Source organism: Streptomyces rhizosphaerihabitans (assembly GCF_025399795.1).
Classification (GTDB): domain Bacteria; phylum Actinomycetota; class Actinomycetes; order Streptomycetales; family Streptomycetaceae; genus Streptomyces; species Streptomyces rhizosphaerihabitans.
On sequence record NZ_JAODTZ010000006.1, the window covers coordinates 75,940 to 98,529 of the forward strand.

At 72.3% G+C, this 22,590-nt stretch carries 21 protein-coding genes; 15 read left to right on the forward strand and 6 right to left on the reverse strand.

Going from position 1 to position 22,590, the window contains the following annotated elements; genetic code table 11:
• The first annotated feature begins 8 nt into the window (after nt 1-8).
• Genes N4G66_RS08005 through cobI form a run of 4 tightly spaced genes read left to right on the forward strand, consistent with a single transcriptional unit; the run spans nt 9 to nt 4,889 of the window.
• Entirely contained in the window at nt 9-2,039 is a 2,031-nt protein-coding gene (locus tag N4G66_RS08005) for a putative cobaltochelatase (protein ID WP_261703278.1), read from the forward strand.
• The gene (cobO, locus tag N4G66_RS08010) at nt 2,039-2,638 is read left to right on the forward strand and encodes a cob(I)yrinic acid a,c-diamide adenosyltransferase (protein WP_261703279.1); all 600 of its coding nucleotides are present in this window, start codon (nt 2,039-2,041) and stop codon (nt 2,636-2,638) included. The genes N4G66_RS08005 and cobO overlap by 1 nt, the downstream gene beginning before the upstream one ends.
• On the forward strand, nt 2,635-4,143 hold the full coding sequence (locus tag N4G66_RS08015) for a cobyrinate a,c-diamide synthase (RefSeq protein WP_261703280.1): 1,509 nt from the start codon (nt 2,635-2,637) through the stop codon (nt 4,141-4,143). The genes cobO and N4G66_RS08015 overlap by 4 nt, the downstream gene beginning before the upstream one ends.
• Nucleotides 4,140-4,889, forward strand: coding sequence for a precorrin-2 C(20)-methyltransferase (gene cobI / locus N4G66_RS08020; RefSeq protein WP_261703281.1), 750 nt, complete (start codon nt 4,140-4,142; stop codon nt 4,887-4,889). Before N4G66_RS08015 ends, cobI begins: the two co-directional genes overlap by 4 nt.
• A 173-nt stretch (nt 4,890-5,062) precedes the next feature.
• Here the strand turns inward: cobI and N4G66_RS08025 are convergent, their stop codons facing one another.
• On the reverse strand, nt 5,063-5,791 hold the full coding sequence (locus N4G66_RS08025; RefSeq protein WP_261703282.1) for a ZIP family metal transporter: 729 nt from the start codon (nt 5,789-5,791) through the stop codon (nt 5,063-5,065).
• Between the two features lie 109 nt (nt 5,792-5,900).
• Between N4G66_RS08025 and cobM the strand changes: the two genes are divergently transcribed.
• The 6 genes from cobM (at nt 5,901) to cobC (ending at nt 12,530) form a co-directional block, all read left to right on the forward strand.
• Complete coding sequence (gene cobM / locus N4G66_RS08030) at nt 5,901-6,740, forward strand: precorrin-4 C(11)-methyltransferase (RefSeq protein ID WP_261703283.1); 840 nt, start codon at nt 5,901-5,903, stop codon at nt 6,738-6,740.
• Between the two features lie 77 nt (nt 6,741-6,817).
• On the forward strand, nt 6,818-8,077 hold the full coding sequence (gene cbiE / locus N4G66_RS08035; RefSeq protein ID WP_261703452.1) for a precorrin-6y C5,15-methyltransferase (decarboxylating) subunit CbiE: 1,260 nt from the start codon (nt 6,818-6,820) through the stop codon (nt 8,075-8,077).
• Nucleotides 8,074-9,780: a precorrin-3B C(17)-methyltransferase gene (gene cobJ / locus N4G66_RS08040; protein WP_261703284.1), complete on the forward strand. Its 1,707-nt coding sequence runs from the start codon at nt 8,074-8,076 to the stop codon at nt 9,778-9,780. The genes cbiE and cobJ overlap by 4 nt, the downstream gene beginning before the upstream one ends.
• Complete coding sequence (locus tag N4G66_RS08045) at nt 9,777-10,460, forward strand: precorrin-8X methylmutase (protein ID WP_261703285.1); 684 nt, start codon at nt 9,777-9,779, stop codon at nt 10,458-10,460. The genes cobJ and N4G66_RS08045 overlap by 4 nt, the downstream gene beginning before the upstream one ends.
• Complete coding sequence (locus tag N4G66_RS08050) at nt 10,457-11,410, forward strand: sirohydrochlorin chelatase (RefSeq protein ID WP_261703286.1); 954 nt, start codon at nt 10,457-10,459, stop codon at nt 11,408-11,410. Before N4G66_RS08045 ends, N4G66_RS08050 begins: the two co-directional genes overlap by 4 nt.
• On the forward strand, nt 11,400-12,530 hold the full coding sequence (gene cobC / locus N4G66_RS08055) for an Rv2231c family pyridoxal phosphate-dependent protein CobC (RefSeq protein ID WP_261703287.1): 1,131 nt from the start codon (nt 11,400-11,402) through the stop codon (nt 12,528-12,530). The genes N4G66_RS08050 and cobC overlap by 11 nt, the downstream gene beginning before the upstream one ends.
• Nucleotides 12,531-12,764: 234 nt before the next feature.
• Here cobC and N4G66_RS08060 read toward each other — a convergent pair whose 3' ends face one another.
• The 5 genes from N4G66_RS08060 to N4G66_RS08080 form a co-directional block, all read right to left on the reverse strand.
• Nucleotides 12,765-13,670: an SCO1860 family LAETG-anchored protein gene (locus tag N4G66_RS08060; RefSeq protein WP_261703288.1), complete on the reverse strand. Its 906-nt coding sequence runs from the start codon at nt 13,668-13,670 to the stop codon at nt 12,765-12,767.
• Nucleotides 13,671-13,978: 308 nt separating this feature from the next.
• Nucleotides 13,979-15,070, reverse strand: coding sequence for an amidohydrolase family protein (locus N4G66_RS08065; protein ID WP_261703289.1), 1,092 nt, complete (start codon nt 15,068-15,070; stop codon nt 13,979-13,981).
• Between the two features lie 88 nt (nt 15,071-15,158).
• Nucleotides 15,159-15,947 carry an amino acid ABC transporter ATP-binding protein gene (locus tag N4G66_RS08070; protein WP_261703290.1) on the reverse strand — a complete coding sequence of 263 codons (789 nt, stop codon included), beginning with the start codon at nt 15,945-15,947 and terminating at the stop codon, nt 15,159-15,161.
• Nucleotides 15,944-16,777, reverse strand: a complete 834-nt coding sequence (locus N4G66_RS08075; RefSeq protein WP_261703291.1) for an amino acid ABC transporter permease — start codon at nt 16,775-16,777, stop codon at nt 15,944-15,946. Before N4G66_RS08075 ends, N4G66_RS08070 begins: the two co-directional genes overlap by 4 nt.
• Nucleotides 16,774-17,613, reverse strand: a complete 840-nt coding sequence (locus tag N4G66_RS08080; RefSeq protein ID WP_261703292.1) for a basic amino acid ABC transporter substrate-binding protein — start codon at nt 17,611-17,613, stop codon at nt 16,774-16,776. Before N4G66_RS08080 ends, N4G66_RS08075 begins: the two co-directional genes overlap by 4 nt.
• Nucleotides 17,614-17,788: 175 nt before the next feature.
• Here N4G66_RS08080 and N4G66_RS08085 point away from each other — a divergent pair, with 175 nt between their 5' ends.
• From N4G66_RS08085 to thpD, 5 genes are all read left to right on the forward strand, one after another.
• Complete coding sequence (locus N4G66_RS08085) at nt 17,789-18,889, forward strand: pyridoxal-phosphate-dependent aminotransferase family protein (protein ID WP_261703453.1); 1,101 nt, start codon at nt 17,789-17,791, stop codon at nt 18,887-18,889.
• A gap of 467 nt (nt 18,890-19,356) precedes the next feature.
• Complete coding sequence (ectA, locus tag N4G66_RS08090) at nt 19,357-19,896, forward strand: diaminobutyrate acetyltransferase (protein ID WP_261703293.1); 540 nt, start codon at nt 19,357-19,359, stop codon at nt 19,894-19,896.
• A 67-nt stretch (nt 19,897-19,963) separates the two neighbouring features.
• The gene (gene ectB, locus N4G66_RS08095) at nt 19,964-21,235 is read left to right on the forward strand and encodes a diaminobutyrate--2-oxoglutarate transaminase (RefSeq protein WP_261703294.1); all 1,272 of its coding nucleotides are present in this window, start codon (nt 19,964-19,966) and stop codon (nt 21,233-21,235) included.
• Nucleotides 21,236-21,285: 50 nt separating this feature from the next.
• Entirely contained in the window at nt 21,286-21,690 is a 405-nt protein-coding gene (locus N4G66_RS08100; protein ID WP_261703295.1) for an ectoine synthase, read from the forward strand.
• Nucleotides 21,691-21,697: 7 nt separating this feature from the next.
• Entirely contained in the window at nt 21,698-22,585 is an 888-nt protein-coding gene (gene thpD / locus N4G66_RS08105; protein ID WP_261703296.1) for an ectoine hydroxylase, read from the forward strand.
• The last annotated feature ends 5 nt before the right edge of the window (nt 22,586-22,590 follow it).

The following is a 22,590-nucleotide window of genomic DNA, read 5'->3' on the forward strand; positions in this document are numbered from 1 at the left end:
ATCACCGCGTGACCAGCACCTTTCCGTTCACGGCCGTCGTCGGCCAGGACGACCTGCGGCTCGCGCTGCTGCTGAACGCCGTCTCGCCCGCCGTGGGTGGTGTACTGGTCCGCGGCGAGAAGGGCACCGCCAAGTCGACGGCGGTGCGCGCCCTTTCGGCGCTGCTGCCCGAGGTCGCCGTCGTTCCCGGGTGCCGTTTCTCGTGCGACCCTGCCGCTGCCGACCCGGCGTGCCCGGACGGGCCGCACGAGGCGGCGGCAGGCGCGCAACGCCCGGCCCGTATGGTCGAGTTGCCCGTCGGCGCGTCCGAGGACCGACTGGTGGGTGCCCTCGACATCGAGCGGGCGCTCGCGGAGGGTGTGAAGGCCTTCGAGCCGGGCCTCCTGGCCGACGCCCACCGCGGGATCCTCTACGTCGACGAAGTGAACCTGCTGCACGACCACTTGGTCGACCTGCTGCTGGACGCGGCGGCGATGGGTGCCTCGTACGTGGAACGCGAGGGTGTCTCCGTACGGCATGCGGCGCGGTTCCTGCTCGTCGGGACGATGAACCCCGAAGAGGGCGAGCTGCGGCCGCAGTTGCTCGACCGGTTCGGGCTGACCGTCGAGGTCGCGGCCTCGCGGGAGCCCGACCAGCGGGTCGAGGTCGTGCGGCGCAGGCTCGCCCACGACGACGATCCGGCCGCCTTCGCGGCGCGCTGGGCCGACGAGGAGGCCGCCGTGCGGGCCCGGATCGTGGCGGCCCGCGCGCTGCTGCCCTCCGTGCGGCTCGGCGACGGGGCACTGCGGCAGATCGCGGCGACCTGCGCGGCCTTCGAGGTGGACGGTATGCGCGCCGACATCGTGATGGCGCGGACCGCGACGGCGCTTGCCGCGTGGGCGGGGCGGACCGAGGTGCTCGCCGAGGACGTACGGCAGGCGGCGCTGCTCGCGCTGCCGCACCGGCGCCGGCGCAACCCGTTCGACGCGCCCGGGATCGACGAGGACAAGCTCGACGAGACGCTGGAGGAGTTCGGGGGCTCGGACGGCGGACCCGAGGGCTCGGACGACGACCCGGACCCGGATCCGGACGGGCCCGGGGGCGGGGGGCAGCCGCCGCAGGACGGGCCGGACGACGGCTCCCCGGCCGGTGACGTGCCCGCGCAGGGCGAGCCGTCGGACGGCGGGCAGGCGCCGGCCGGACAGGGCGGCGAGCAGTCGCCCGTACGGGCCGCCGAACCCTTCCGTACCAAGGTGCTGAGTGTTCCGGGACTCGGCGAGGGCGCGGCCGGGCGGCGTTCGCGCGCGCGGACCGAGCACGGCCGCACGACCGGGTCGAGGCGTCCGCGGGGGACGCTCACCAAGCTGCATCTGGCGGCGACCGTGCAGGCCGCCGCGCCGCATCAGCTGGCGCGCGGGCGGTCGGGGCGCGGTCTCGTCGTACGGCGGGACGATCTGCGGCAGGCGACACGCGAGGGCCGTGAGGGCAACCTCGTGCTGTTCGTCGTGGACGCCTCCGGGTCGATGGCGGCGCGACAGCGGATGAGCGCCGTCAAGGGCGCGGTGCTGTCGCTGCTGCTCGACGCGTACCAGCGGCGGGACAAGGTGGGTCTGGTGACCTTCCGCGGGTCGGCCGCCGAGGTCGCGCTGCCGCCCACCTCCTCGGTGGACGCGGCCGCGGCCCGGCTGGAGTCGCTGCCGACGGGCGGCCGGACGCCGCTCGCGGCCGGGCTGCTGCGGGCCCACGAGGTGCTGCGGGTGGAGCGGCTGCGGGACGCCGCCCGGCGGCCGCTGGTCGTCGTCGTGACCGACGGGCGGGCCACGGGCGGGGCCGAGCCGGTCGCCACGGCCGGACGCGCGGCGCGGCTGTTCGCGGCCGGCGGGGTCGCCTCGGTGGTCGTCGACTGCGAGTCGGGGCCGGTACGGCTCGGGCTCGCGGGGCAGCTCGCGGGGGAACTGGGCGGTACGCCGGTGACCCTGGACGAGCTGCGGGCCGATTCCATCGCCGGGCTCGTCCGGGACGTGCAGGGTGTGCAGGGAACTTCGAGGAGGGCCGCGTAGTGCCGCAGGGACAGCCGAGTGTCGTACCGGAGGACGGTCTGACGACCCGTCAGCGTCGTAACCGGCCGCTGGTCGTCGTGCACACGGGGATCGGCAAGGGCAAGTCCACCGCCGCGTTCGGGCTCGCGCTGCGCGCCTGGAACCAGGGGTGGCCGATCGGGGTGTTCCAGTTCGTCAAGTCGGCGAAGTGGAAGGTCGGCGAGGAGAACGCGCTGCGGGTCCTCGGCGCCTCCGGCGAGGGCGGGACCGTCGACTGGCACAAGATGGGCGAGGGCTGGTCCTGGGTCCAGCGCGACGCGCAGATGGACAACGAGGAGAAGGCCCGCGAGGGCTGGGAGCAGGTCAAGCGCGACCTCGCCGCCGAGACGTACAAGCTGTATGTGCTCGACGAGTTCGCCTACCCGATGCACTGGGGATGGATCGACACCGACGAGGTCGTGGCGGTGCTGCGGGACCGTCCGGGCACCCAGCACGTCGTGATCACCGGGCGCAACGCCCCTGAGAAGCTGGTCGACCTCGCCGATCTCGTGACCGACATGTCCAAGGTCAAACACCCGATGGACGCGGGCCAGAAGGGGCAGAGGGGCATCGAGTGGTGACGTCCTCCGTTCCCCGGCTGGTCATCGCCGCGCCCTCCTCGGGCAGCGGCAAGACCACCGTCGCCACGGGGCTGATGGCGGCCTTCGCCTCACGGGGGCTCGCCGTGTCCCCGCACAAGGTGGGGCCCGACTACATCGACCCCGGGTATCACGCGCTCGCCACCGGGCGTGTGGGACGCAATCTCGACTCCTACCTGTGCGGCCGCGAGTTGATCGGCCCGTTGTTCGCGCACGGGGCGCGCGGGTGCGATCTCGCGGTCGTCGAAGGCGTGATGGGGCTGTACGACGGGGCCGCGGGCGAGGGGGAACTCGCGTCCACGGCGCAGGTGGCGAAGCTGCTGCGGGCGCCGGTGGTGCTGGTCGTCGACGCGTCCTCGCAGTCGCGGTCGGTGGCCGCGCTGGTGCACGGGTTCGCCTCCTGGGACCCCGAGGTGCGGGTCGCGGGAGTGATCCTCAACAAGGTGGGCTCCGAGCGGCACGAGGCCATGCTCCGCGAGGCGCTGGACGCGTCCGGGGTACCGGTGCTCGGCGTGCTGCGGCGGGCTCCGCAGATCGATACGCCGTCGCGCCATCTGGGACTCGTGCCGGTCGCCGAACGGCGCTCGGAAGCGGTCGAGGCGGTCGAGGCGATGGCCGCGCAGGTGCGCGCGGGGTGCGATCTGGACGCGTTGTTCGCGTTGGCCCGCGGGGCGGGCGAGTTGTCGGGTCCCGCGTGGGACGCGGCCGAGGCGGTGCGTTCCCCGGCCGGAGCCGAGGGGGTTCACGCCTCGGTCGCGGCCGAGGCGCTTCCTCCCTCGCCCCTGCCGCCCCTCTCCCCCTCCACCTCCGTGGCCGCCTCCCCGGGGCCCGGCCCGGCCCGTCCGCGAGGGGATGACGGGCCGGCGGTCCGGACTCCGGCCGGGGTGCGGAGAGTTGCCGTGGCCGGTGGCCCGGCGTTCACCTTCTCCTACGCCGAACACGCCGAGCTGCTCACCGCCGCCGGAGCCGAGGTCGTCACCTTCGATCCGCTCCGGGACGAGCAACTGCCCGACGGGACCGGCGGGTTGGTCATCGGCGGCGGGTTCCCCGAGGTGTACGCGCCCGAGCTGTCCGCCAACGAGCCGCTGCGCAAGGCCGTGGCGGAGCTGGCGTTCGGCGGGGCGCCGGTCGCGGCCGAGTGTGCCGGACTGCTGTATCTGGCGCGGGAGCTCGACGGGCGGCCCATGTGCGGGGTGATCGACGCCGTGGCCCGGATGGACGAGCGGCTCACCCTCGGATACCGGGACGCCGTGGCCCTCGGCGACAGTGTGCTGGCCGCGGCCGGTACCCGGATGCGCGGACACGAGTTCCACCGGACCGTCGTGGAGCCCGGCTCCGGGCCCGCTCCCGCCTGGGGGGTGCGCGCCCCCGAGCGGCGCGTCGAAGGTTTCGTGCAACAAGGCGTGCACGCGAGTTATCTGCACACGCACTGGGCGTCCGAGCCCGGTGTGGCCCGTCGGTTCGTCGAGAGGTGCCTGACGTCATGAGCAGCAAGCTGATCGGAGTCGGGGTCGGCCCCGGCGACCCCGAGCTGGTGACCGTCAAGGGCGTCAACGCTCTGCGCACGGCGGAGGTCGTCGTCGTCCCCGTGATGGCTGCGCCGGACGGGAAGGACGGCGGCGAGCGGGGGCGGGCCGAGGCGACCGTCCTGCACTACGTGCCCGAGGAGAAGGTCGTCCGGGTCGTGTTCGCGCTCAACGAGCGGAGCGACCGGGAGCGGCGCGAGGCCGCCTGGGACGCCGCCGGTGCGCGGGTCGCGGGCCTTCTCGGCCGGCACGGCACGGTCGCCTTCGCGACCATCGGCGACCCCAACGTGTACTCGACGTTCACGTATCTCGCCCACACCATCGCGGAGCTGGTCCCCGGCACGGTCGTGGAGACCGTGCCCGGCATCACCGCCATGCAGGACCTCGCCGCACGGTCGGGGGCCGTTCTCACCGAGGGGACCGAGCCGCTCACGCTCGTCCCGGTGACGGCGGGGTCCGCCGTGCTCAAGGACGCGCTGAACGGGCCCGGCACGGTGGTCGCGTACAAGTTCGGGCGGCAGGCCGCGGAGGTCGCCGAGGCGCTGCGGGACAGCGGGCGGATCGACGACGCCGTCTGGGGGTCGGCGCTCGGTCTGGAGGACGAGTCGATCCGGCCGGCGGGCGAGCTCGACGGTGAGCCGCTCCCCTACCTCTCGACGCTCATCGCGCCCGCGACCCGCGACGGGAAACGCGGCGGAAAACTGTGACCCCCACCCACCCGGCGGACACGCCCCGCACGAGGGACCGCACGCATGCGGCGCGCAGGGCACGCACCGTCGCCGGCACGGGCTCGACACGCCCGGCAGGCCCGGCACACCCGGCACCCAGGGCCGTCCGCTCGGACTCGGCCCGCTGTACGCCCGCGGCAGACCGCACGGGCTCAGCTCGCGAGGCCCACCACCAGCCAGATGAAGGCGACGCCCGCGACCGTGCACAGCAGGGTCGAGCGGGCGGGGTGCTCGTGGTGTGCCTCCGGGAGGATCTCGGCGGCGGCGAGGTAGAGGAGTACGCCGCCGAAGAGGCCGAGGTAGCCGCCGAGCAGCCGCTCCGGGATGGTGAAGAAGAGGGTGGAGGCGGCTCCGACCATGGGGGCCGCCGCGTCGGCGTACAGCATGAGCAGGGCCTTGCGGCGGGCGTTCCCGTACAGGCTCGTGATCGTGTACGTGTTGAAGCCGTCCGCGAAGTCATGGGCGACCACCGCGAGGGAGACCGCGAGGCCCATGCCGCCGCCGACCTGGAACGCGGCGCCGATCGCGACGCCGTCCATCGCGCTGTGCCCGACCATCGCGGCGGCCGCCGTGAGGCCCACCTCGGGCGCGCGTCCGTCGTTCTCCTCGCCGCCGTGCGCGGCCTGGCGGTGGGCGAGCAGGCGCTCGACCAGATGGGCCAGCAGAAAGCCGGCCACGAAGAGGAGCAGCGCGGCCGGTACGCCGAACACCTCGGTGCCCGCCGCGGCCAGCGCCTCCGGCAGCAGGTCGAGGCCGACCACGCCGAGCATCAGGCCGCCGGCCAGGCCGAGGACCAGATGGCGGCGGTCGGTCACGCGCTGCGCCGTCCAGCCGCCGGCCAGCGTCATCAGGAACGCGCCGAGCGCGACGAGGACCGCCATAGGCCCTTGCTATCCGATCAACCCCCGGTCGCGCACCTGGGGCGACGGCCCCGCGCCCACCGAACCTTTCGCAGCACCCCTGATTTCTCGTAGGAGAGGACCGATTCCCATGGCCGATGCCCCCACCGGCAAAGTGACCTTCGTCGGTGCCGGCCCCGGCGCCGCCGACCTGCTGACGTTCCGCGCCGCGCGCGCCATCACCGAGGCCGACGTCGTGATCTGGGCGGCGAGCCTGGTGCAGGCCGAGGTCCTCGACCACGCGCGCGAGGGCGCCGAGATCCTAGACTCCGCGACGATGTCGCTGGAGGACGTCGTCGCCGTGTACGAGCGGGCCCGTGCCGAGGGCCTGCGGGTGGCACGGATCCACTCCGGCGACCCGGCCCTCTGGGGCGGTACGCAGGAGCAGGTCGACCGGTGCGCCGAGCTCGGCATCGAGACCGAGATCGTGCCGGGTGTCTCGTCCTTCTCCGCGGTGGCCGCGATCGCGCAGCGCGAGCTGACGATTCCCGAGGTCGCGCAGTCGGTGATCCTCACCCGGCTCGGCGGCGGCAAGACGCCGATGCCGCCCGGTGAGGACGTACGGGAGTTCGCGAGGCACGGCACGACGATGGCGCTGTTCCTGTCGGCGGCGCGCAGCGGTCAGCTGGTGCGGGAGCTGCTGGAGGGCGGCTATCCGACGACCACGCCGGTCGTGGTCGCCTACCAGGCGACCTGGCCGGAGGAGTTGATCGTGAAGTGCACGATCAGCACGCTGGAGGAGACCGTCAAGGAGCACAAGCTCTGGAAGCACACCCTCTTCCTGGTCGGCCCGGCGCTCGACGCGAGCGGCACCCGCTCGCACCTCTACCACCCCGGTCACTTCCACGGCTTCCGCAAGGCCGACCCGCAGGCGCGCGCCGAGCTGCGTGCAGCGCGCCGGGGCAGTGCTGCGCAGGGACCCGCGTCGTGAACGTGGAGGTCGTCGGCGCGGGAGGAGAGTCCGCCGGCGCGATCGCAGAATCCGTCGTCCCCGCGGACCGCTCCACGGTGATCACGGTCATCGGTACGGGCACGGGTGCGCCGCTGTCCCCGGACGCCGGGGGTGTGCTCTCCCGGGCCGGAATGGTCGTGGGTGCCCGGCGGCATCTGGTGGCGGCCCGGCTGCCGGAGCGGGCGGAACAGGTGGTGCTCGGGCCGCTGGCCCCGGCCCTCGACCGTATCGGGCGGTACGCGGACGACGGGGCACGCGGGGGCCCGGTCGTGGTGCTCGCCTCGGGCGACCCCGGGTTCTTCGGGATCGTGCGCGCGCTGGCCGAGCGGTTCGGGGCAGGGCGGCTGGACGTCCGCCCCGGTGTGTCGTCGGTGGCGACCGCGTTCGCCCGGCTCGGGCTGCCCTGGGACGACGCGGTGGTGGTCAGCGCGCACGGGCGTGATCTTCTTACGGCCGTCCAGATCTGCCGGTCGCAGCCCAAGGTCGCCGTGCTGACGGGTCCGGGGTCCGGGCCCGCCGAGCTGGGCGCCGCCCTCGCCCACCACGGCGCGGAGCGCGTCCTCGTCGTGGCGAGCGCGCTCGGCGACCCGCAGCGCGAGCGCGTCGAGCGGGTCACTCCCGCCGAGGCCGCCGCCCGCGACTGGGGTACGGCGGTCAGCGTCGTCCTGTGCCTGGACGAGTCGCGGTCCCTGGCTCCCCTGCGCACCGTCGCGGGGCCTGTCGCCGGGCCCGACCGATGGGCCCTGGACGAGAGCGAGTTCGCCCACCGCGACTCGATGATCAGCAAGTTCGAGGTACGGGCGCTGGCACTGGCCCGGATCGGACCGCGGCTCGGCGAGCTGGTCTGGGACGTCGGCGCGGGCTCCGGTTCCGTCGCCGTGGAGTGCGCGCGGTTCGGCGCCGCGGTGACCGCGGTCGAGAAGACCCGGGACGGCTGCGACCGCATCCGCGCCAACGCGGCGGCGCACGGCGTGGACGTGCGGGTCGTGCACGGGGCCGCGCCCACGGTCCTGTCCGACCTGGACGATCCGGACGCGGTCTTCATCGGCGGCGGCGGACGTGGACTGCCCGCCATCGTCACGGTGTGCGCGCGCCGGGCCCGGCGGGCCGTCGTGATCGCGATGGCCTCGCTCGACCGGGTGCCGGCCGCCCGGGACGCGCTCACCGCCGCCGGATTCGCCTGCGACGGCGTCCTGTTGCAGTCGTCGCGGCTCGCCCCGCTGCCGGGCGATGTCTCCCGGCTCGCGGCGACCAATCCCGTCTTTGTGCTGTGGGGCGTCCGGCCTCCGGCCCGTACCGAAGGAGTCCCCCAGTGATCGGCCTGATTTCCGCCACGGCGGCGGGAGCGGCGGCCCGTGACCGGCTCGCCGCCGCGTGGTCCACGCGTACCCGGGTGTACGACGGACCCGTGGCGGACGCCGTGCGGCGGGCCTTCGCGGAGTGCGACCAGGTGGTGTGCTTCCTCGCCACGGGCGCGGTCGTACGGCTCGTCGCGCCACTGCTCGTCGACAAGGGGTCGGACCCCGGGGTGGTGTGCGTCGACGAGGCGGGACGGTTCGCCGTGTCGCTGGTCGGCGGCCACGCGGGCGGGGCGAACGAACTCGCCCGCGAGGTCGGTGAGTTGCTCGGCGCCGAGCCGGTGGTGACGACGGCGACCGACGCGGTGGGGGTGCCCGGTCTCGACACCCTCGGTTTCCCGGTGGAAGGGGACGTCGCCGGGGTCTCACGGGCCATGCTGGACGGCGAACCGGTGGTGCTGGAGGCGGAATCGAGCTGGCCGTTGCCCGCGCTGCCGCCGAACGTGGGGAGCCCCGCATCGCCGGGGGCCGCCGTCGTTCGCATCTCCGACCGTGCCCACGAAGCCGCCGAGCGCGAGGTCGTCCTGCGCCCGCCGTCCCTCGTGGTCGGTGTCGGCGCCTCCCGGGGCGCGCCCGTGGAGGAGGTCCTCGGGCTCGTCGAGGACGCCCTGCGGGAGGCCGGTCTCTCCGTCGGGTCGGTGGCCGAACTCGCCACCGTCGACGCCAAGTCGGAGGAGCCCGGCATCATCGGGGCCGCCGCGCGGCTCGGGGTGCCGGTCCGCACGTACAGCGCCGGGGAGCTGGCGGCGGTGGCGGTCCCGAACCCCTCCGACGCGCCGCTCGCCGCCGTGGGAACGCCGTCCGTGGCGGAGGCCGCCGCGCTGGTGGGCGGAGGCGAACTCCTCGTACCCAAGCGGAAGTCGGTGCGGACGGACGGGCAGCCCGCGATGGCGACCTGCGCCGTCGTGCGCCGGCCGGCCCGCGGGCGGCTCGCGGTCGTGGGCCTCGGCCCCGGAGCCCGCGACCTGCTGACCCCGCGCGCGACGGCGGAGCTGCGGCGGGCCGCGGTGCTCGTCGGGCTCGACCAGTACGTCGACCAGATCCGCGATCTGCTGCGGCCCGGCACGCTGATCCTGGAGTCGGGGCTCGGCGCCGAGGAGGAGCGGGCGCGCACGGCGGTGGCCGAGGCGCGCCGCGGGCAGGCCGTCGCGCTGATCGGCAGCGGCGACGCGGGCGTGTACGCCATGGCGTCCCCCGCGCTGGCCGAGGCGTCCGACGACATCGACGTCGTCGGGGTGCCGGGGGTGACCGCGGCACTCGCGGCCGGGGCGATCCTCGGCGCACCGCTCGGCCACGACCATGTGTCGATCAGCCTGTCCGACCTGCACACCCCGTGGGAGGTCATCGAGCGCCGGGTGCGCGCGGCGGCCGAGGCCGACATCGTCGTGACCTTCTACAACCCGCGCAGCCGGGGCCGGGACTGGCAGCTCCCCAAGGCGCTCGCGATCCTCGCGGAGCACCGGGAGCCGACGACGCCGGTGGGTGTGGTGCGCAACGCCTCCCGCCCGGACGAGTCGAGCCGGGTCACGACGCTGGGGTCCCTGGATCCGGCGATCGTCGACATGATGACGGTGGTGACCGTGGGCAACACGGCGACCCGTGAGATCGCCGGGCGCATGGTGACGCCGCGCGGCTACCGCTGGCAGGAGGAGGCCAAATGAGCCAGGTGAGCCAGGTGTTCCCCGGGAGCCGGGTCGTGCACCCCATCGAGCAGGAGTCCTTCCGGCGGCTGCGCGCCCGTCTGGACACCTCGCACTTCCCGCCGCTGACGCGCGCGGTGGTGGAGCGGGTGATCCACTCCGCCGCCGACCTGGAGTACGCGAGCGATCTCGTCACCGACGAGGACGTCCTGCTGCGGGCGCACGCGGCGCTGCACGCCGGGGCGCCGGTCGTGGCGGACGTCGAGATGGTCGCCGCCGGCATCACTCGCCGGGCCACCGTCTGCCGCCTCAAGGACGCCGCGTCGGGCCCCGGTCTGACGCGCTCGGCGCACGCGGTCCGGCTCGCCTACGAGCAGGTCGGACCCGGCGCGCTGTGGGTGATCGGCTGCGCGCCCACCGCGCTGGAGGAGTTGCTGCGACTGGACGCCGAACCGGCGCTCGTCATCGGTCTGCCCGTCGGGTTCGTCGGCGCGGCCGAGTCCAAGGCCGCACTCCGCGAGAGCGGCCTGCCCGCTGTCAGCAACGTGTCCGAGAAGGGCGGTTCGGCGGTCGCCTCCGCCGCGCTCAACGCCCTGCTGTACCACCCTGTTCCGCAGGCCGACCAGGCCGCGAAAACCGCTCGGGCCGAAACGGCCCCGCTGACCGCCGAGGCCGTCTCGGCCGCCAAGGAGACATCGTGACCACCCCGCCCCCCGCGCTGCTCATCGCCGGACACGGCACCCGGGACGAGGCCGGAGCCGAGGCCTTCCGCTCCTTCGTAAGGGAGTTGGGGCGCCGCCATCCCGAACTGCCCGTCGCCGGGGGGTTCATCGAGCTGTCGCCGCCACCGCTGGGCGACGCGGTCGGCGAACTCGTCGAGCAGGGGGTACGGCGTTTCGCCGCCGTACCGCTGATGCTGGTGTCCGCAGGGCACGCCAAGGGAGACATCCCGGCGGCGCTGACCCGCGAGAAGGAGCGGCACCCCGGGATCTCCTACACGTACGGGCGTCCGCTGGGCCCGCATCCGTCACTGCTCGCCGTGCTGGAGCGGCGCCTCGACGAGGCCCTCGGCGGCGGCGTCCGGACCCCCGAGGAGCGGGCCGGGGTGACGGTGCTGCTCGTGGGCCGCGGGTCCACGGACCCGGACGCCAACGCCGAGGTGCACAAGGCGGCGCGGCTGCTGTGGGAGGGCCGCGGCTACGCGGGCGTCGAGACGGCGTTCGTCTCCCTTGCGGCGCCGGACGTGCCGTCCGGTCTCGACCGCTGTGTGAAGCTGGGCGCGCGCCGCATCGTGGTCCTGCCCTACTTCCTGTTCACCGGCATCCTGCCGGACCGGGTGCGGCGTCAGACGGAGGACTGGGCCGCCGCGCACGCGGGGGTCGAGGTGGGCTCCGCCGAGGTCATCGGCCCCGAGCCCGAACTGCTCGACCTGGTCATGGAGCGCTACCGCGAGGCCGTGAAGGGCGACCTGAGGATGAACTGCGACTCCTGCGTCTACCGGATCGCGCTGCCCGGCTTCGAGGACAAGGTGGGGCTCCCCCAGCAGCCGCACTTCCACCCGGACGACGACGGCCACCACAATGGCCAGGGTCACCACGACGGACACGGTCACCACCATCACGGGGGGCACACGCATACCCATGCGCACTGAAGAGGCCGCCGAGGGCGGGCACGATCTGCGGCACCACGGGGACGCCGAGGTGCGCGACGACGGTTCGAAGCTCACCGATCTCGCCGTGAACGTCCGCGCGGACACCCCGCCCGCGTGGCTGCTCGACCGGATCGCGGCGTCGCTGCCGGGACTCGCGGCCTACCCGGACGGGCGGGCCGCGCGGGCCGCGGTGGCGGCGCGGCACGGGCTGCCGGTGGAGCGGGTGCTGCTCACGGCGGGCGCGGCCGAGGCCTTCGTGCTGCTCGCGCGCGCTCTGAAGGTACGTCGGCCGGTCGTCGTGCATCCGCAGTTCACCGAGCCGGAGGCCGCGCTGCGCGATGCCGGCCACACGGTGGGCCGCGTCCTGCTGCGCGAGGAGGACGGCTTCCGGCTCGACGCGGCAGCCGTCCCCGAGGACGCCGACCTGGTCGTGATCGGCAATCCGACCAATCCGACCTCGGTCCTGCACCCGGCGCAGGACGTGGCCGAACTGGCCCGCCCCGGACGGGTGCTGGTGGTCGACGAGGCGTTCATGGACGCGGTGCCGGGTGAGCGCGAGACTCTGGCCGGGCGGACGGACGTGCCCGGACTCGTCGTTCTGCGCAGTCTCACCAAGACATGGGGGCTGGCCGGACTGCGGATCGGCTATGTGCTCGCCGATCCCGGGACGATCGCCGAACTGGAGCGCGCCCAGCCGCTCTGGCCGGTCTCCACTCCCGCACTCGCGGCGGCCGAGGCCTGTATGTCCTCGCAGGCGCTCGCGGAGGCGGCGCACGCGGCGCGGCGGATCGCCACGGACCGGGCCCATCTGGTGGCGGGACTGCGGGAGTTCGGCTGCTCCGACGGACTGCGGGTGGTGGAGCCGGCGGAGGGGCCCTTCGTCCTGGTCCGGCTGCCACGGGCCACCGGGGTGCGCCGGGTCCTTCGCGATCTCGGGTTCGCGGTGCGGCGCGGGGACACGTTTCCCGGGCTCGGGGACGAGTGGCTGCGGATCGCGGTGCGGGACCGGGCGACGGTCAACCGGTTCCTGCAGGCACTGGACCGGTCGATGACCGCGAGCGGGAGCGGCGGGGCAGGCAGCAAGGTCGTTCCGCCCCGGGAGCCCCCACCGTCCGCGTAACCCGGCAGCCACCACCCTCCCCGTAGCCCCGGTGTCCCCGACCGGCGGGTGTGCCGGAGCCACAGCCCGGGACCTCCGGTTCGGCCTGAACGGCCTGGCCCTCGAACGCCGGACGGGCTGACCGCTCAGCGCCTCCGGCGTTCGAGGAGCGGGTCCGGGCGGAACTCCGGGCGACGGGACCCGGACGACAGGACTCTGACGACAGGACCCTGACGGCAGGGCCCCGGCGGGCCGTCAGCCTCGGCGCCGCCGGGAGAGGACGACCGTTCCACCGCCCGCGGCGAGCAGGGCCACCGCGCCACCGGCCAGATACGGCGTCATCGAACTGCCCCCGGTCTCCGCGAGCCCTTCCGCCACGGGAGCGCCCTGCGGTGTCACCTCGGCCACCGGTTCGGAGGCTTCGGAGGGGCCGGCCGGTGCGGCCTCCTGGGCGACGGGCGCCGCCGGCGACTCGCAGGTGGCCTTCGCCAGTGTCAGCGTGCCCTCCACCTCGGCCACGTTCAGCTTCAACGGGTTGATGGACAGCTTGAGTTCGAGCGCGGACGCGGCGGCCGTGCGGGAGGTGGTCTCGGTCTTGGAGAGGTCGAGCCGCACCTCACCGACCCCGGGGACCTTCACATGCGTCGGGCCGCCCGTCGACAGGGTCACCTTCTTGCCGAGGACGGTGACGGACCCGAGCAGGTTCGCGGTGGCGACGGGCTTCTTCCCCGCCTCGCAGGTCGCCTTCGAGGTGACGTCCTCGACCTCGATGAGCGACAGCAGCGGCAGCCCGGGGACATGGACGGCGGCGTGTGCGAGGCGGGTGGAGCCCTCGGCCTTCCCGGCGGAGACGGTGGCCTCGGCGGTGGCGACGTCCGCGCGCAGCACGCTGAACGGGCGCCCGTGGTCGACGCCGTCCAACTGGGCGGTGAGCGCGGTCTTCTCGGCACTGCGGGGTGCCTGCACCTCGTTCAGGGAGACCGCGAGCGGGACGTTCACGGTCTTGTTGAGGAGGGACACGTCGAGTCCGGTGCGGAGCACGACGGCGCTCGCGCGACCGTGGTCGGTGCTCGCGTGGGCGGAGCCCGCTCCGGCCAGCGCGGCGGGACCCGCGGCGAGGACGGTGGCGGCCGCGGTGACGGCGAAACGGCGTGCGGGCATGCGGTGGTTGATGCTGTTCAAGGGTGGGACCCCCATAGGAGAAAGCCTGGGACCCGGAAAGAATTACCCACTGAGAGTGAACAGTCAGCCACCTGACGCGAGTTCACTCCATCGTGGGGTTTCCGTGCACACCTTCGATTCCCGAGGCACGGCCGTTCTCCACCGTCACTCGCTCAACACCCCTGGGCGAAGGCGCTGGTTGACGCGCCGGTTGTTGACGGTTGACACGCCGGAGCACGCCCGGCAGTGCACAACGAGCATGCCGCCCCCACCGTCACGTTCCGTCAACCACGTCCACCTCACCCACGTCAGCCGACGATCCGCCCGTTGAGGACCACCCGTCGCGGAGCCGCCAGGACCCGTACGTCCGCGCGCGGGTCCCCCTCGTAGACCACGAGGTCCGCGGGCGCTCCCTCGTCGAGGCCGGGCCGCCCGAGCCAGCGCCGGGCACCCCAGGTGGTGGCGGAGAGCGCCTCGACGGGCGGGATGCCGGCGGTGACGAGCTCGGCGACCTCGGCCGCGACGAGGCCGTGCGCGAGGGAGCCGCCCGCGTCGGTGCCTACGTAGACCGGGATTCCGGCGTCGTACGCGGCGCGCACGGTGTCGTAGCGGCGCTCGTGGAGGCGCCGCATGTGCGCCGACCACTGGGGGAATTTGGCCTCGCCGCCGGCCGCGAGCCGCGGGAAGGTGGCGATGTTCACGAGGGTGGGGACGATGGCGACGCCGCGCTCGGCGAAGAGCGGGACGGTGTCCTCGGTGAGACCGGTGGCGTGCTCGATGCAGTCGATGCCCGCCTCGACCAGGTCGCGGAGCGAGTCCTCGGCGAAGCAGTGCGCGGTGACCCGGGCGCCGAGCCGGTGCGCCTCGGCGATCGCGGCCCGGGCGGCCTCGCGCGGCCAGCAGGCACTCAGGTCGCCGGTGCCGCGGTCGAGCCAGTCCCCCACGAGCTTCACCCAGCCGTCGCCGCGCCGGGCCTCCCGGGCGACGTACGCGACGAGGTCCTCGGGCTCGATCTCGTGGGCGTAGTTGCGGATGTAGCGGCGGGTGCGGGCGATGTGCCGGCCCGCGCGGATGATCTTCGGGAGGTCGTCGCGGTCGTCGATCCAGCGGGTGTCGGAGGGCGAGCCGGCGTCCCGGACGAGCAGGGTGCCGGCGTCGCGGTCGGTCAGCGCCTGCTTCTCGGAGACCTCCGCCGGGACCGGGCCGTGGGCGTCGAGCCCGACATGGCAGTGCGCGTCGACCAGGCCGGGCAGGGCCCAGCCCTCGACGGTGCGCAGGTCACGGGCGCCGCCGGGGCGCTCGTAGGAGATCCGGCCGCCGACGATCCACAGCTCGTCGCGGACGTCGTCGGGTCCGACCAGGACCCGCCCCTTCACGTGCAGTACCGGGTGATCGCTCATGAGAGGCACCTTAGTAAGGCGGCTCACGTTGCTCGCCCGCCCGGTCCCGCTCCTCCCCCGGCCGGTCCTATTCCTGATCCGGCCGTTCCTATTCCTGATCCGGCCGTTCCGGTGTCCTGTCCTCGACGTCCGCCATCGCCGGGTCGAGCAGCCTGGACAGGAAGTGCCGTGTCCGCTCGTGGGCCGGGTTGCCGATGACCTGCGCCGGGGCGCCGTCCTCGACGATCACGCCGCCGTCCATGAACACGACCCGGTCGGCGACCTCGCGCGCGAAGCTCATCTCGTGGGTGACGACCATCATCGTCATGCCCTCGTCGGCGAGCATCCGCATGACGGCGAGCACCTCGCCGACGAGTTCGGGGTCGAGCGCCGAGGTCGGCTCGTCGAAGAGCATCACGTCGGGTCCCATGGCGAGCGCGCGGGCGATCGCGACGCGCTGCTGCTGGCCCCCGGAGAGCGAGGCCGGGTAGGCGTCGGCCTTCTCCGCGAGGCCCACCCGGTCGAGGTTCTCGGCGGCGATCCGGGCCGCCTCCGCCTTGTCCCGGCCGAGCACCCGGCGCTGCGGCAGCGTGAGGTTCCCGGTCACCGACAGATGGGGGAAGAGGTTGAACTGCTGGAAGACCATGCCGATACGGCGGCGTACGGCGTCGATGTCGACGTCCGCGTGCGTGACCTCCGTACCGCCGACGAACACCTGGCCCTTGCTGGGCTCCTCCAGGAGGTTCACACAGCGGAGCAGGGTCGACTTGCCGGAGCCGGACGGGCCGATGACACACACGACCTCGCCCTGCCCGACCTCCAGGTCGATACCGCGCAGTACCTCGTTGTCGCCGAAGGACTTGTGGAGGTCCTTCACCTGGATCTCCGGTGTGCTCACTTGGTGGCCTCCCCCGTCTTCGTTTCGAGACGTCGTACGAGATAACCGAGCGGCACCGTCACCAGCAGATAACACAGGCCCGCAACGAGGATCGGCGTGGAGTTGGCGGTCGTGCTGGCCAGGTCCCGGCCGTACTTGGACAGCTCACGCTCCTCCAGGGTGACGCCGAGGAACAGCACCAGCGAGGAGTCCTTGAAGAGGGTCACGAGTTCGTTGGTGAGCGGCGGGAGAATGATCCGGAACGCCTGCGGGACGATGATCGAGACCATGGCCCGCGCGTGCGAGAAGCCCAGCGAACGGGCCGCCTCCATCTGCCCCTTGGGCACGGCCTGGATGCCCGCGCGGAAGGTCTCGGCCATGTACGCGGCCCCCACCAGCCCGAGCGCGATGGCGACCTTTCCGTAAGTTCCGCCCGGGATCGCCGTACCGGGGAACGCGAGCGGTACCGCGACGCCCACGAAGATGAAGATCGTCAAGGCAGGCAGACCGCGGAAGACTTCGATGTAGATTCCGGCCGCCCAGCGGTAGGGGCCCACCGACGACAGACGCATCAGAGCGACGACGATGCCCAGCGCGAGTCCGACGACGAAACCGAACGTCGTGTAGAGGACGGTGTTCTTCAGCGCCAGCGTGATGACTTCCGGGAACATCTGCTTGACCAGGTCCCACTGGAAGAACTGGTTCTGCAGACGGCCCCAGTCCGCCGTGACCGCGAAGGCGATCACGACGGCGACGAAGACCGCGTACTGCACGCCGCGCGAGATCGAGCGCTTCTGGCGCCGGCTCAGGCCGGACCTGCGGGGCTGGAGGGGCGTGTCGGCATCGCTCATGAGGCGGACGGGGAGGCCGCGGACGCGTCGTACGGGCCGATCCACTTCTCGTAGAGCTTCTTGTACGTGCCGTCGGCCTTCGCGTCCGCGATGGCCTTGTTGATGGCGGCGACGAGCTTGGTGTTGCCCTTCTTCACCGTGAAGCCGTACTGCTCACCGGTGTTGAGGTTGTCGGCCACCTTGAAGGCGTCGGCGTTGGCCTTGTCCTTCAGCCACCCCTGGACGACCGGGTAGTCGATGACGACGGCCTTGACCTGGCCGGTGCGCAGGCCGTTGAGGACGGCGTCGGAGGACTCGAAGGAGACGGGGTCGAGTCCCTTGCTCTTCGCGTACTCCTCACCGGTGGTCTGCGCCTGGGCACCGACCTTCTGGCCCTTGAGGTCCGCGAAGGAGCTGATGCCGCTCTTCTTGTCGACCAGGACGGCCTGGGTGGCGTCGAAGTACGGGTCGGAGAAGTCGACGTTCTTCTTGCGCTCCTCGGTGATCGTCATACCGGCGGCGGCGAGGTCGCACTGCTCGGAGTTGAGGAACGCGCCCGTCTTGAAGTTCTCGAATGGCGTGTCGACGATGGCCTGCTTCACACCCAGGTCCTTGGCGACCAGGTCGATCAGCGACACGTCGAAGCCCTGCACCTTGCCGTCGATCTCCGACTGGAAGGGCGGGTACGGAAGGTGGGTGCAGGTCGTGAGCTGACCGCTCTTGACCAGCGGGACCCCGCTCGCGGTGGTGGTCTTGCCGCCTCCGCTGTCCGAGGAGCAGCCGGCCACGAGCAGCAGCCCGGCCGTGGCGGTGGTGGCGGCCAGAATGCGGGGCCGGCGTCCGAGGACCGAGTACACGGGGACCTCCTGTGGGGGGAACAGAGGGTTCTGATTATAAGGAAATGTTTGAGTTGCTCAAATCAATCCGATGGCCACTGGGCCGTCTGGCCTCAGAATTCGCCGCTCCGGGTGTGCCGGGGCCGCCGGTTACGCTCTGATCGTCGACCCCACCGTGAGCGAAGAGAGCACCGCCGTGACCCACCCCTTTCTTGACCTGGCGCCGCTGAGCGCCGCCCGCTTCGCGTCGATCGAGGACCGTGTCGCCCGGCTGCTCTCCACCGAGCAGGACGTCGTGATCATGCAGGGCGAGGCGCTGCTGCCCCTGGAGGGGGCCATCCGCGGTACGGCCGGTCCCGGCACCACCGCCCTGAACGTCATCACCGGCCCCTACGGCCAGACCTTCGGCAACTGGCTGCGGGACTGCGGGGCGACCGTGATCGACCTGGCGGTGCCGTTCCACACCGCGGTCACCGCCGAGCAGGTCCGCGAGGCCTTCGCCGAGCACCCGTCGATCGACTTCGTGTCGCTCGTGCACGCCGAGGCCGCCACCGGGAACACCAACCCGGTGGCGGAGATCGGCGAGGTCGTACGCGAGAGGGGCGCGCTCTTCTACCTGGACGCCGTCGCGTCGATCGGCGCCGAGCCGGTGCTGCCGGACGCCTGGGGCGTCGACCTGTGCGTGATCGGGGCGCAGAAGGCGATGGGCGGTCCCGCCGGGGTGTCGGCGGTGTCGGTGAGCGAGCGGGCGTGGGCGCGGATGGCCGCGAACCCCGGCGCGCCGCGCCGTTCCTACCTCTCCCTGCTGGACTGGAAGGAGCGATGGGTCGACGCGGGCCGTACGGCGCTGCTGCACGCGCCGGCGCAGCTGGAGATGCTGGCGCTGGAGGCGTGTGTCGAGCGGATCGAGGGCGAGGGCCTGGACGCGGTGACGGCCCGTCACGCCTCGGCCGCCGCGGCCACCCGGGCGGGAGCCGTGGCCCTCGGCGGGGGCCTCGCGCCGTATGTGGACGCCGCCCGTGACGCCGCGCCCGTCGCCACCACGCTGCGGGTGCCCGAGGACGTGGACGCGTCCGCCGTGGTCGCCAAGGCACTGGCCGCGGATCCCGCGCTGCCGCTCGCCGCGGGCGGCGGCGCTCTCGCGCAGTCGATGATCCGTGTGAACCACTACGGCCCCGACGCCACCCGGGGTGTCGTCCACGCCGCCCTCGCGGGCCTGGGCGCGGCGCTGGCCGAGTCCGGCTTCCCGGTGGATCTTGAAGGGGCGCGCCGGGCCGTGGCACTGGCCTGGGGCTGATCCCGAGGAGTCCGGCGGAGGCACCCGCGCCTCCGCCGGGACGCAGGACCCCGGCCCGTCGGGGAGCCCCGAGGGGCCGGGGCACGGAACCCTGACGCGTAAGACGCGGAACCCTGACGCACAAATGCGACGGGGATTACACATCCCCTTCATGCGCTTATCCTGTCCTTAATCCTGAGCGGAATTATCCGGCGTAGCTTCCCGCATTCTTCTGCCCGCTCCCCGCGTACCTAAACGCGAAGATTTCGCGAACGCCCGCGAAGCGATTCGGGCAGGTCACCTGCACATTTCATCGCTGTGACGCACTCCACAAGCTGTCCGCTTTCTGTGGTATTTTCCGGTCGAACCAGTACATAGAGTCGCATGCAACGCCACCCTTTCACGGGCGCGTGATAACACACGGGTGCGCCTTACGTAACCTCGCCCGACGATGCAATTTGAACTTTCCGTCGGTAAATTCAATCCGCATGACCGCCGCACACGCAGACCTGCCAGCGGAATTCCTGGAAATGCCGGAGGACCTTCGGATCGACCGTCCGAAGGTGGCCGACGGGGCCGCCCTCTGGCGTATCGCCAAGGACTCCCGAACCCTCGACCTGAACTCCTCGTACAGCTATCTGCTGTGGTGCCGTGACTTCGCCGGTACCTCGGCGGTGGCCCGTGACGCCGAAGGGAGGCCCGTCGGTTTCGTCACCGCGTACGTGCGCCCCGAGCGTCCCCGCACCCTCCTTGTGTGGCAGGTGGCCGTCGACGCGGCACACCGTGGCCGCGGACTGGCCGCGCGACTGCTCGACGGGCTGACCGCGCGGGTGGCGGCCGAGCGCGGGCTGTCCGTCGTCGAGACGACCATCACGCCGGGCAACACCGCCTCCGAGCGCCTGTTCACGTCGTACGCACGGCGTCATGGCGCGGCCGTCGAGCGCGAGGTGCTGTTCGAGACGGGGCAGTTCCCCGACGGACCGCACGACCCCGAAGTGCTGTACCGCATCGGCCCGTTCTCCCTCTGATCTTCCTCCCCGCACGATCCCCTCCCCCACGTCCTTCCTCCCCCCACATTCAGAGGAGCCATTCGCCGTGACCATCACCCAGCCCGACCTCAGCATCTTCGAGACCCTGGAGTCGGAGGTGCGCAGCTACTGCCGCAACTGGCCCACGGTCTTCGACCGGGCCCGGGGCAGCCGGATGTACGACGAGGACGGCCACGACTACCTCGACTTCTTCGCCGGCGCCGGGTCCCTGAACTACGGGCACAACAACCCCGTGCTCAAACGGGCCCTGATCGACTACCTGGAGCGCGACGGCGTCACCCACGGACTCGACATGTCGACGACCGCCAAGCGCGGCTTCCTGGAGACCTTCCAGAACCTGGTGCTGCGTCCGCGCGATCTGCCGTACAAGGTGATGTTTCCCGGGCCGACCGGCACCAACGCCGTCGAGTCCGCGCTGAAGCTCGCGCGGAAGGTGAAGGGACGCGAGGCGATCGTGTCGTTCACCAACGCCTTCCACGGGATGTCGCTCGGCTCGCTCGCCGTGACCGGCAACGCCTTCAAGCGGGCCGGCGCCGGCATCCCGCTGGTGCACGGCACCCCGATGCCGTTCGACAACTACTTCGACGGCCAGGTCCCGGACTTCCTGTGGTTCGAACGGCTCCTGGAGGACCAGGGATCGGGGCTCAACCAGCCCGCCGCGGTGATCGTCGAGACCGTGCAGGGCGAGGGCGGCATCAACGTCGCACGCCCCGAGTGGCTGCGCGCCCTGGCCGACCTGTGCAAGCGCCGCGACATGCTGCTGATCGTCGACGACATCCAGATGGGCTGCGGACGGACCGGCGCGTTCTTCTCCTTCGAGGAGGCGGGGATCGTGCCCGACATCGTGACCGTGTCCAAGTCCATCAGCGGCTACGGGCTGCCGATGTCGCTGTGCCTGTTCAAGCCCGAGCTGGACATCTGGGAGCCCGGCGAGCACAACGGCACCTTCCGCGGCAACAACCCGGCGTTCGTCACGGCCGCCGCCGCCCTGGAGGCCTACTGGGCCGACGGGTCCGCCATGGAGAAGCAGACCCGCGCCCGCGGCGAGCAGATCGAGCAGGCGCTGATCTCCGTCACCGAGGAGAACCTCGCCGACATCAAGGAGTACCGGGGCCGCGGGCTCGTCTGGGGCCTCGAGTTCAAGGACAAGGCCCGCGCCGGACGCGTCGCGCAGCGCGCCTTCGAACTCGGGCTGCTCATCGAGACGTCCGGCCCGGAGAGCGAGGTCGTGAAACTGCTGCCCGCGCTCACCATCACCCCCGACGAGCTCGACGAGGGCCTGCGCACCCTCGCCCGCGCCGTCCGCGAGACCGTCTGACCAGACCGCCGCACACCACGAGAAGCACGAGAGAGAGGCATCGCACCACCGTGATAGTCCGTTCGTTCAAGGATGTCGAAGGCACCGACCGGCACGTGAAGGCGGCGACCGGCACCTGGGAGAGCAAGCGCATCGTCCTCGCCGAGGAGAAGGTCGGCTTCTCCCTGCACGAGACGATCCTGTACGCGGGTACGGAGACGCGGATGTGGTACGCGAACCACATCGAGGCCGTGCTCTGCGTGGAGGGCGAGGCCGAACTCACCAACGAGGAGACCGGCGAGAAGCACTGGATCGCGCCCGGGACCATGTATCTGCTGAACGGCCACGAGCGCCACACCATGCGTCCCAGGACCGACTTCCGGTGCGTCTGCGTCTTCAACCCGCCCGTCACCGGACGGGAGGACCACGACGAGAACGGCGTCTATCCCCTGCTCACCGAACCCGAGGAGGCGTGACACACCGATGACCACACTCACCGATCTGTACCCCAGCCGTGCCGCCACCGAAGTGGCGCTGCCCCGCCAGGACCCCGTCGTCTGGGGCGCGCCGGGCGATCCCGGCCCGATCACTTCGCCCGAACTCCAGACGTACGAGCGCGACGGCTTCCTCCCCGTCGAGGAACTGATCACCGAGGACGAGGTCGCCGTCTACCGGCAGGAGCTGGAACGGCTCGTCACCGACCCGGCGATCCGAGCCGACGACCGCTCGGTCATCGAGCCCCGGACGCAGGAGATCCGGTCCGTCTTCGAGGTGCACCGGATCAGCGAGATCTTCGCCCGGCTCGTGCGCGACGAGCGCGTCGTCGGCCGGGCCCGGCAGATCCTCGGCTCCGACGTGTACGTCCACCAGTCGCGGATCAACGTCAAGCCGGGCTTCGGGGCGAGCGGCTTCTACTGGCACTCGGACTTCGAGACCTGGCACGCCGAGGACGGTCTGCCGAACATGCGGACGGTGTCCGTCTCGATCGCGCTGACCGAGAACTACGACACCAACGGCGGTCTCATGATCATGCCGGGGTCGCACAAGACGTACCTCGGGTGTGCGGGGGCCACGCCGAAGGACAACTACAAGAAGTCGCTGCAGATGCAGGACGCCGGTACGCCGTCCGACGAGGCGCTCACCCGCTTCGCCACCCGGCACGGCATCAAGCTGTTCACGGGCCGGGCCGGTTCGGCGACCTGGTTCGACTGCAACTGCATGCACGGCTCGGGGGACAACATCACCCCGTTCCCGCGCAGCAATGTCTTCATCGTGTTCAACAGTGTGGAGAACGCGGCGGTGGAACCCTTCGCGGCCCCGGTGCGCAGGCCGGAGTTCATCGGGGCACGGGACTTCACACCGGTGCGCTGAGCTGC

What these genes read in the sequence shown, in the direction of transcription:
- cobI (WP_261703281.1), top strand. Translation starts at nt 4,140, where the DNA reads ATGAGCAGCAAGCTGATCGGAGTCGGGGTCGGCCCCGGCGACCCCGAG.
- N4G66_RS08025 (WP_261703282.1), bottom strand. Translation starts at nt 5,791, where the DNA reads ATGGCGGTCCTCGTCGCGCTCGGCGCGTTCCTGATGACGCTGGCCGGC.
- cobM (WP_261703283.1), top strand. Translation starts at nt 5,901, where the DNA reads ATGGCCGATGCCCCCACCGGCAAAGTGACCTTCGTCGGTGCCGGCCCC.
- N4G66_RS08045 (WP_261703285.1), top strand. Translation starts at nt 9,777, where the DNA reads ATGAGCCAGGTGAGCCAGGTGTTCCCCGGGAGCCGGGTCGTGCACCCC.
- cobC (WP_261703287.1), top strand. Translation starts at nt 11,400, where the DNA reads ATGCGCACTGAAGAGGCCGCCGAGGGCGGGCACGATCTGCGGCACCAC.
- N4G66_RS08060 (WP_261703288.1), bottom strand. Translation starts at nt 13,670, where the DNA reads ATGCCCGCACGCCGTTTCGCCGTCACCGCGGCCGCCACCGTCCTCGCC.
- N4G66_RS08065 (WP_261703289.1), bottom strand. Translation starts at nt 15,070, where the DNA reads ATGAGCGATCACCCGGTACTGCACGTGAAGGGGCGGGTCCTGGTCGGA.
- N4G66_RS08075 (WP_261703291.1), bottom strand. Translation starts at nt 16,777, where the DNA reads ATGAGCGATGCCGACACGCCCCTCCAGCCCCGCAGGTCCGGCCTGAGC.
- ectA (WP_261703293.1), top strand. Translation starts at nt 19,357, where the DNA reads ATGACCGCCGCACACGCAGACCTGCCAGCGGAATTCCTGGAAATGCCG.
- thpD (WP_261703296.1), top strand. Translation starts at nt 21,698, where the DNA reads ATGACCACACTCACCGATCTGTACCCCAGCCGTGCCGCCACCGAAGTG.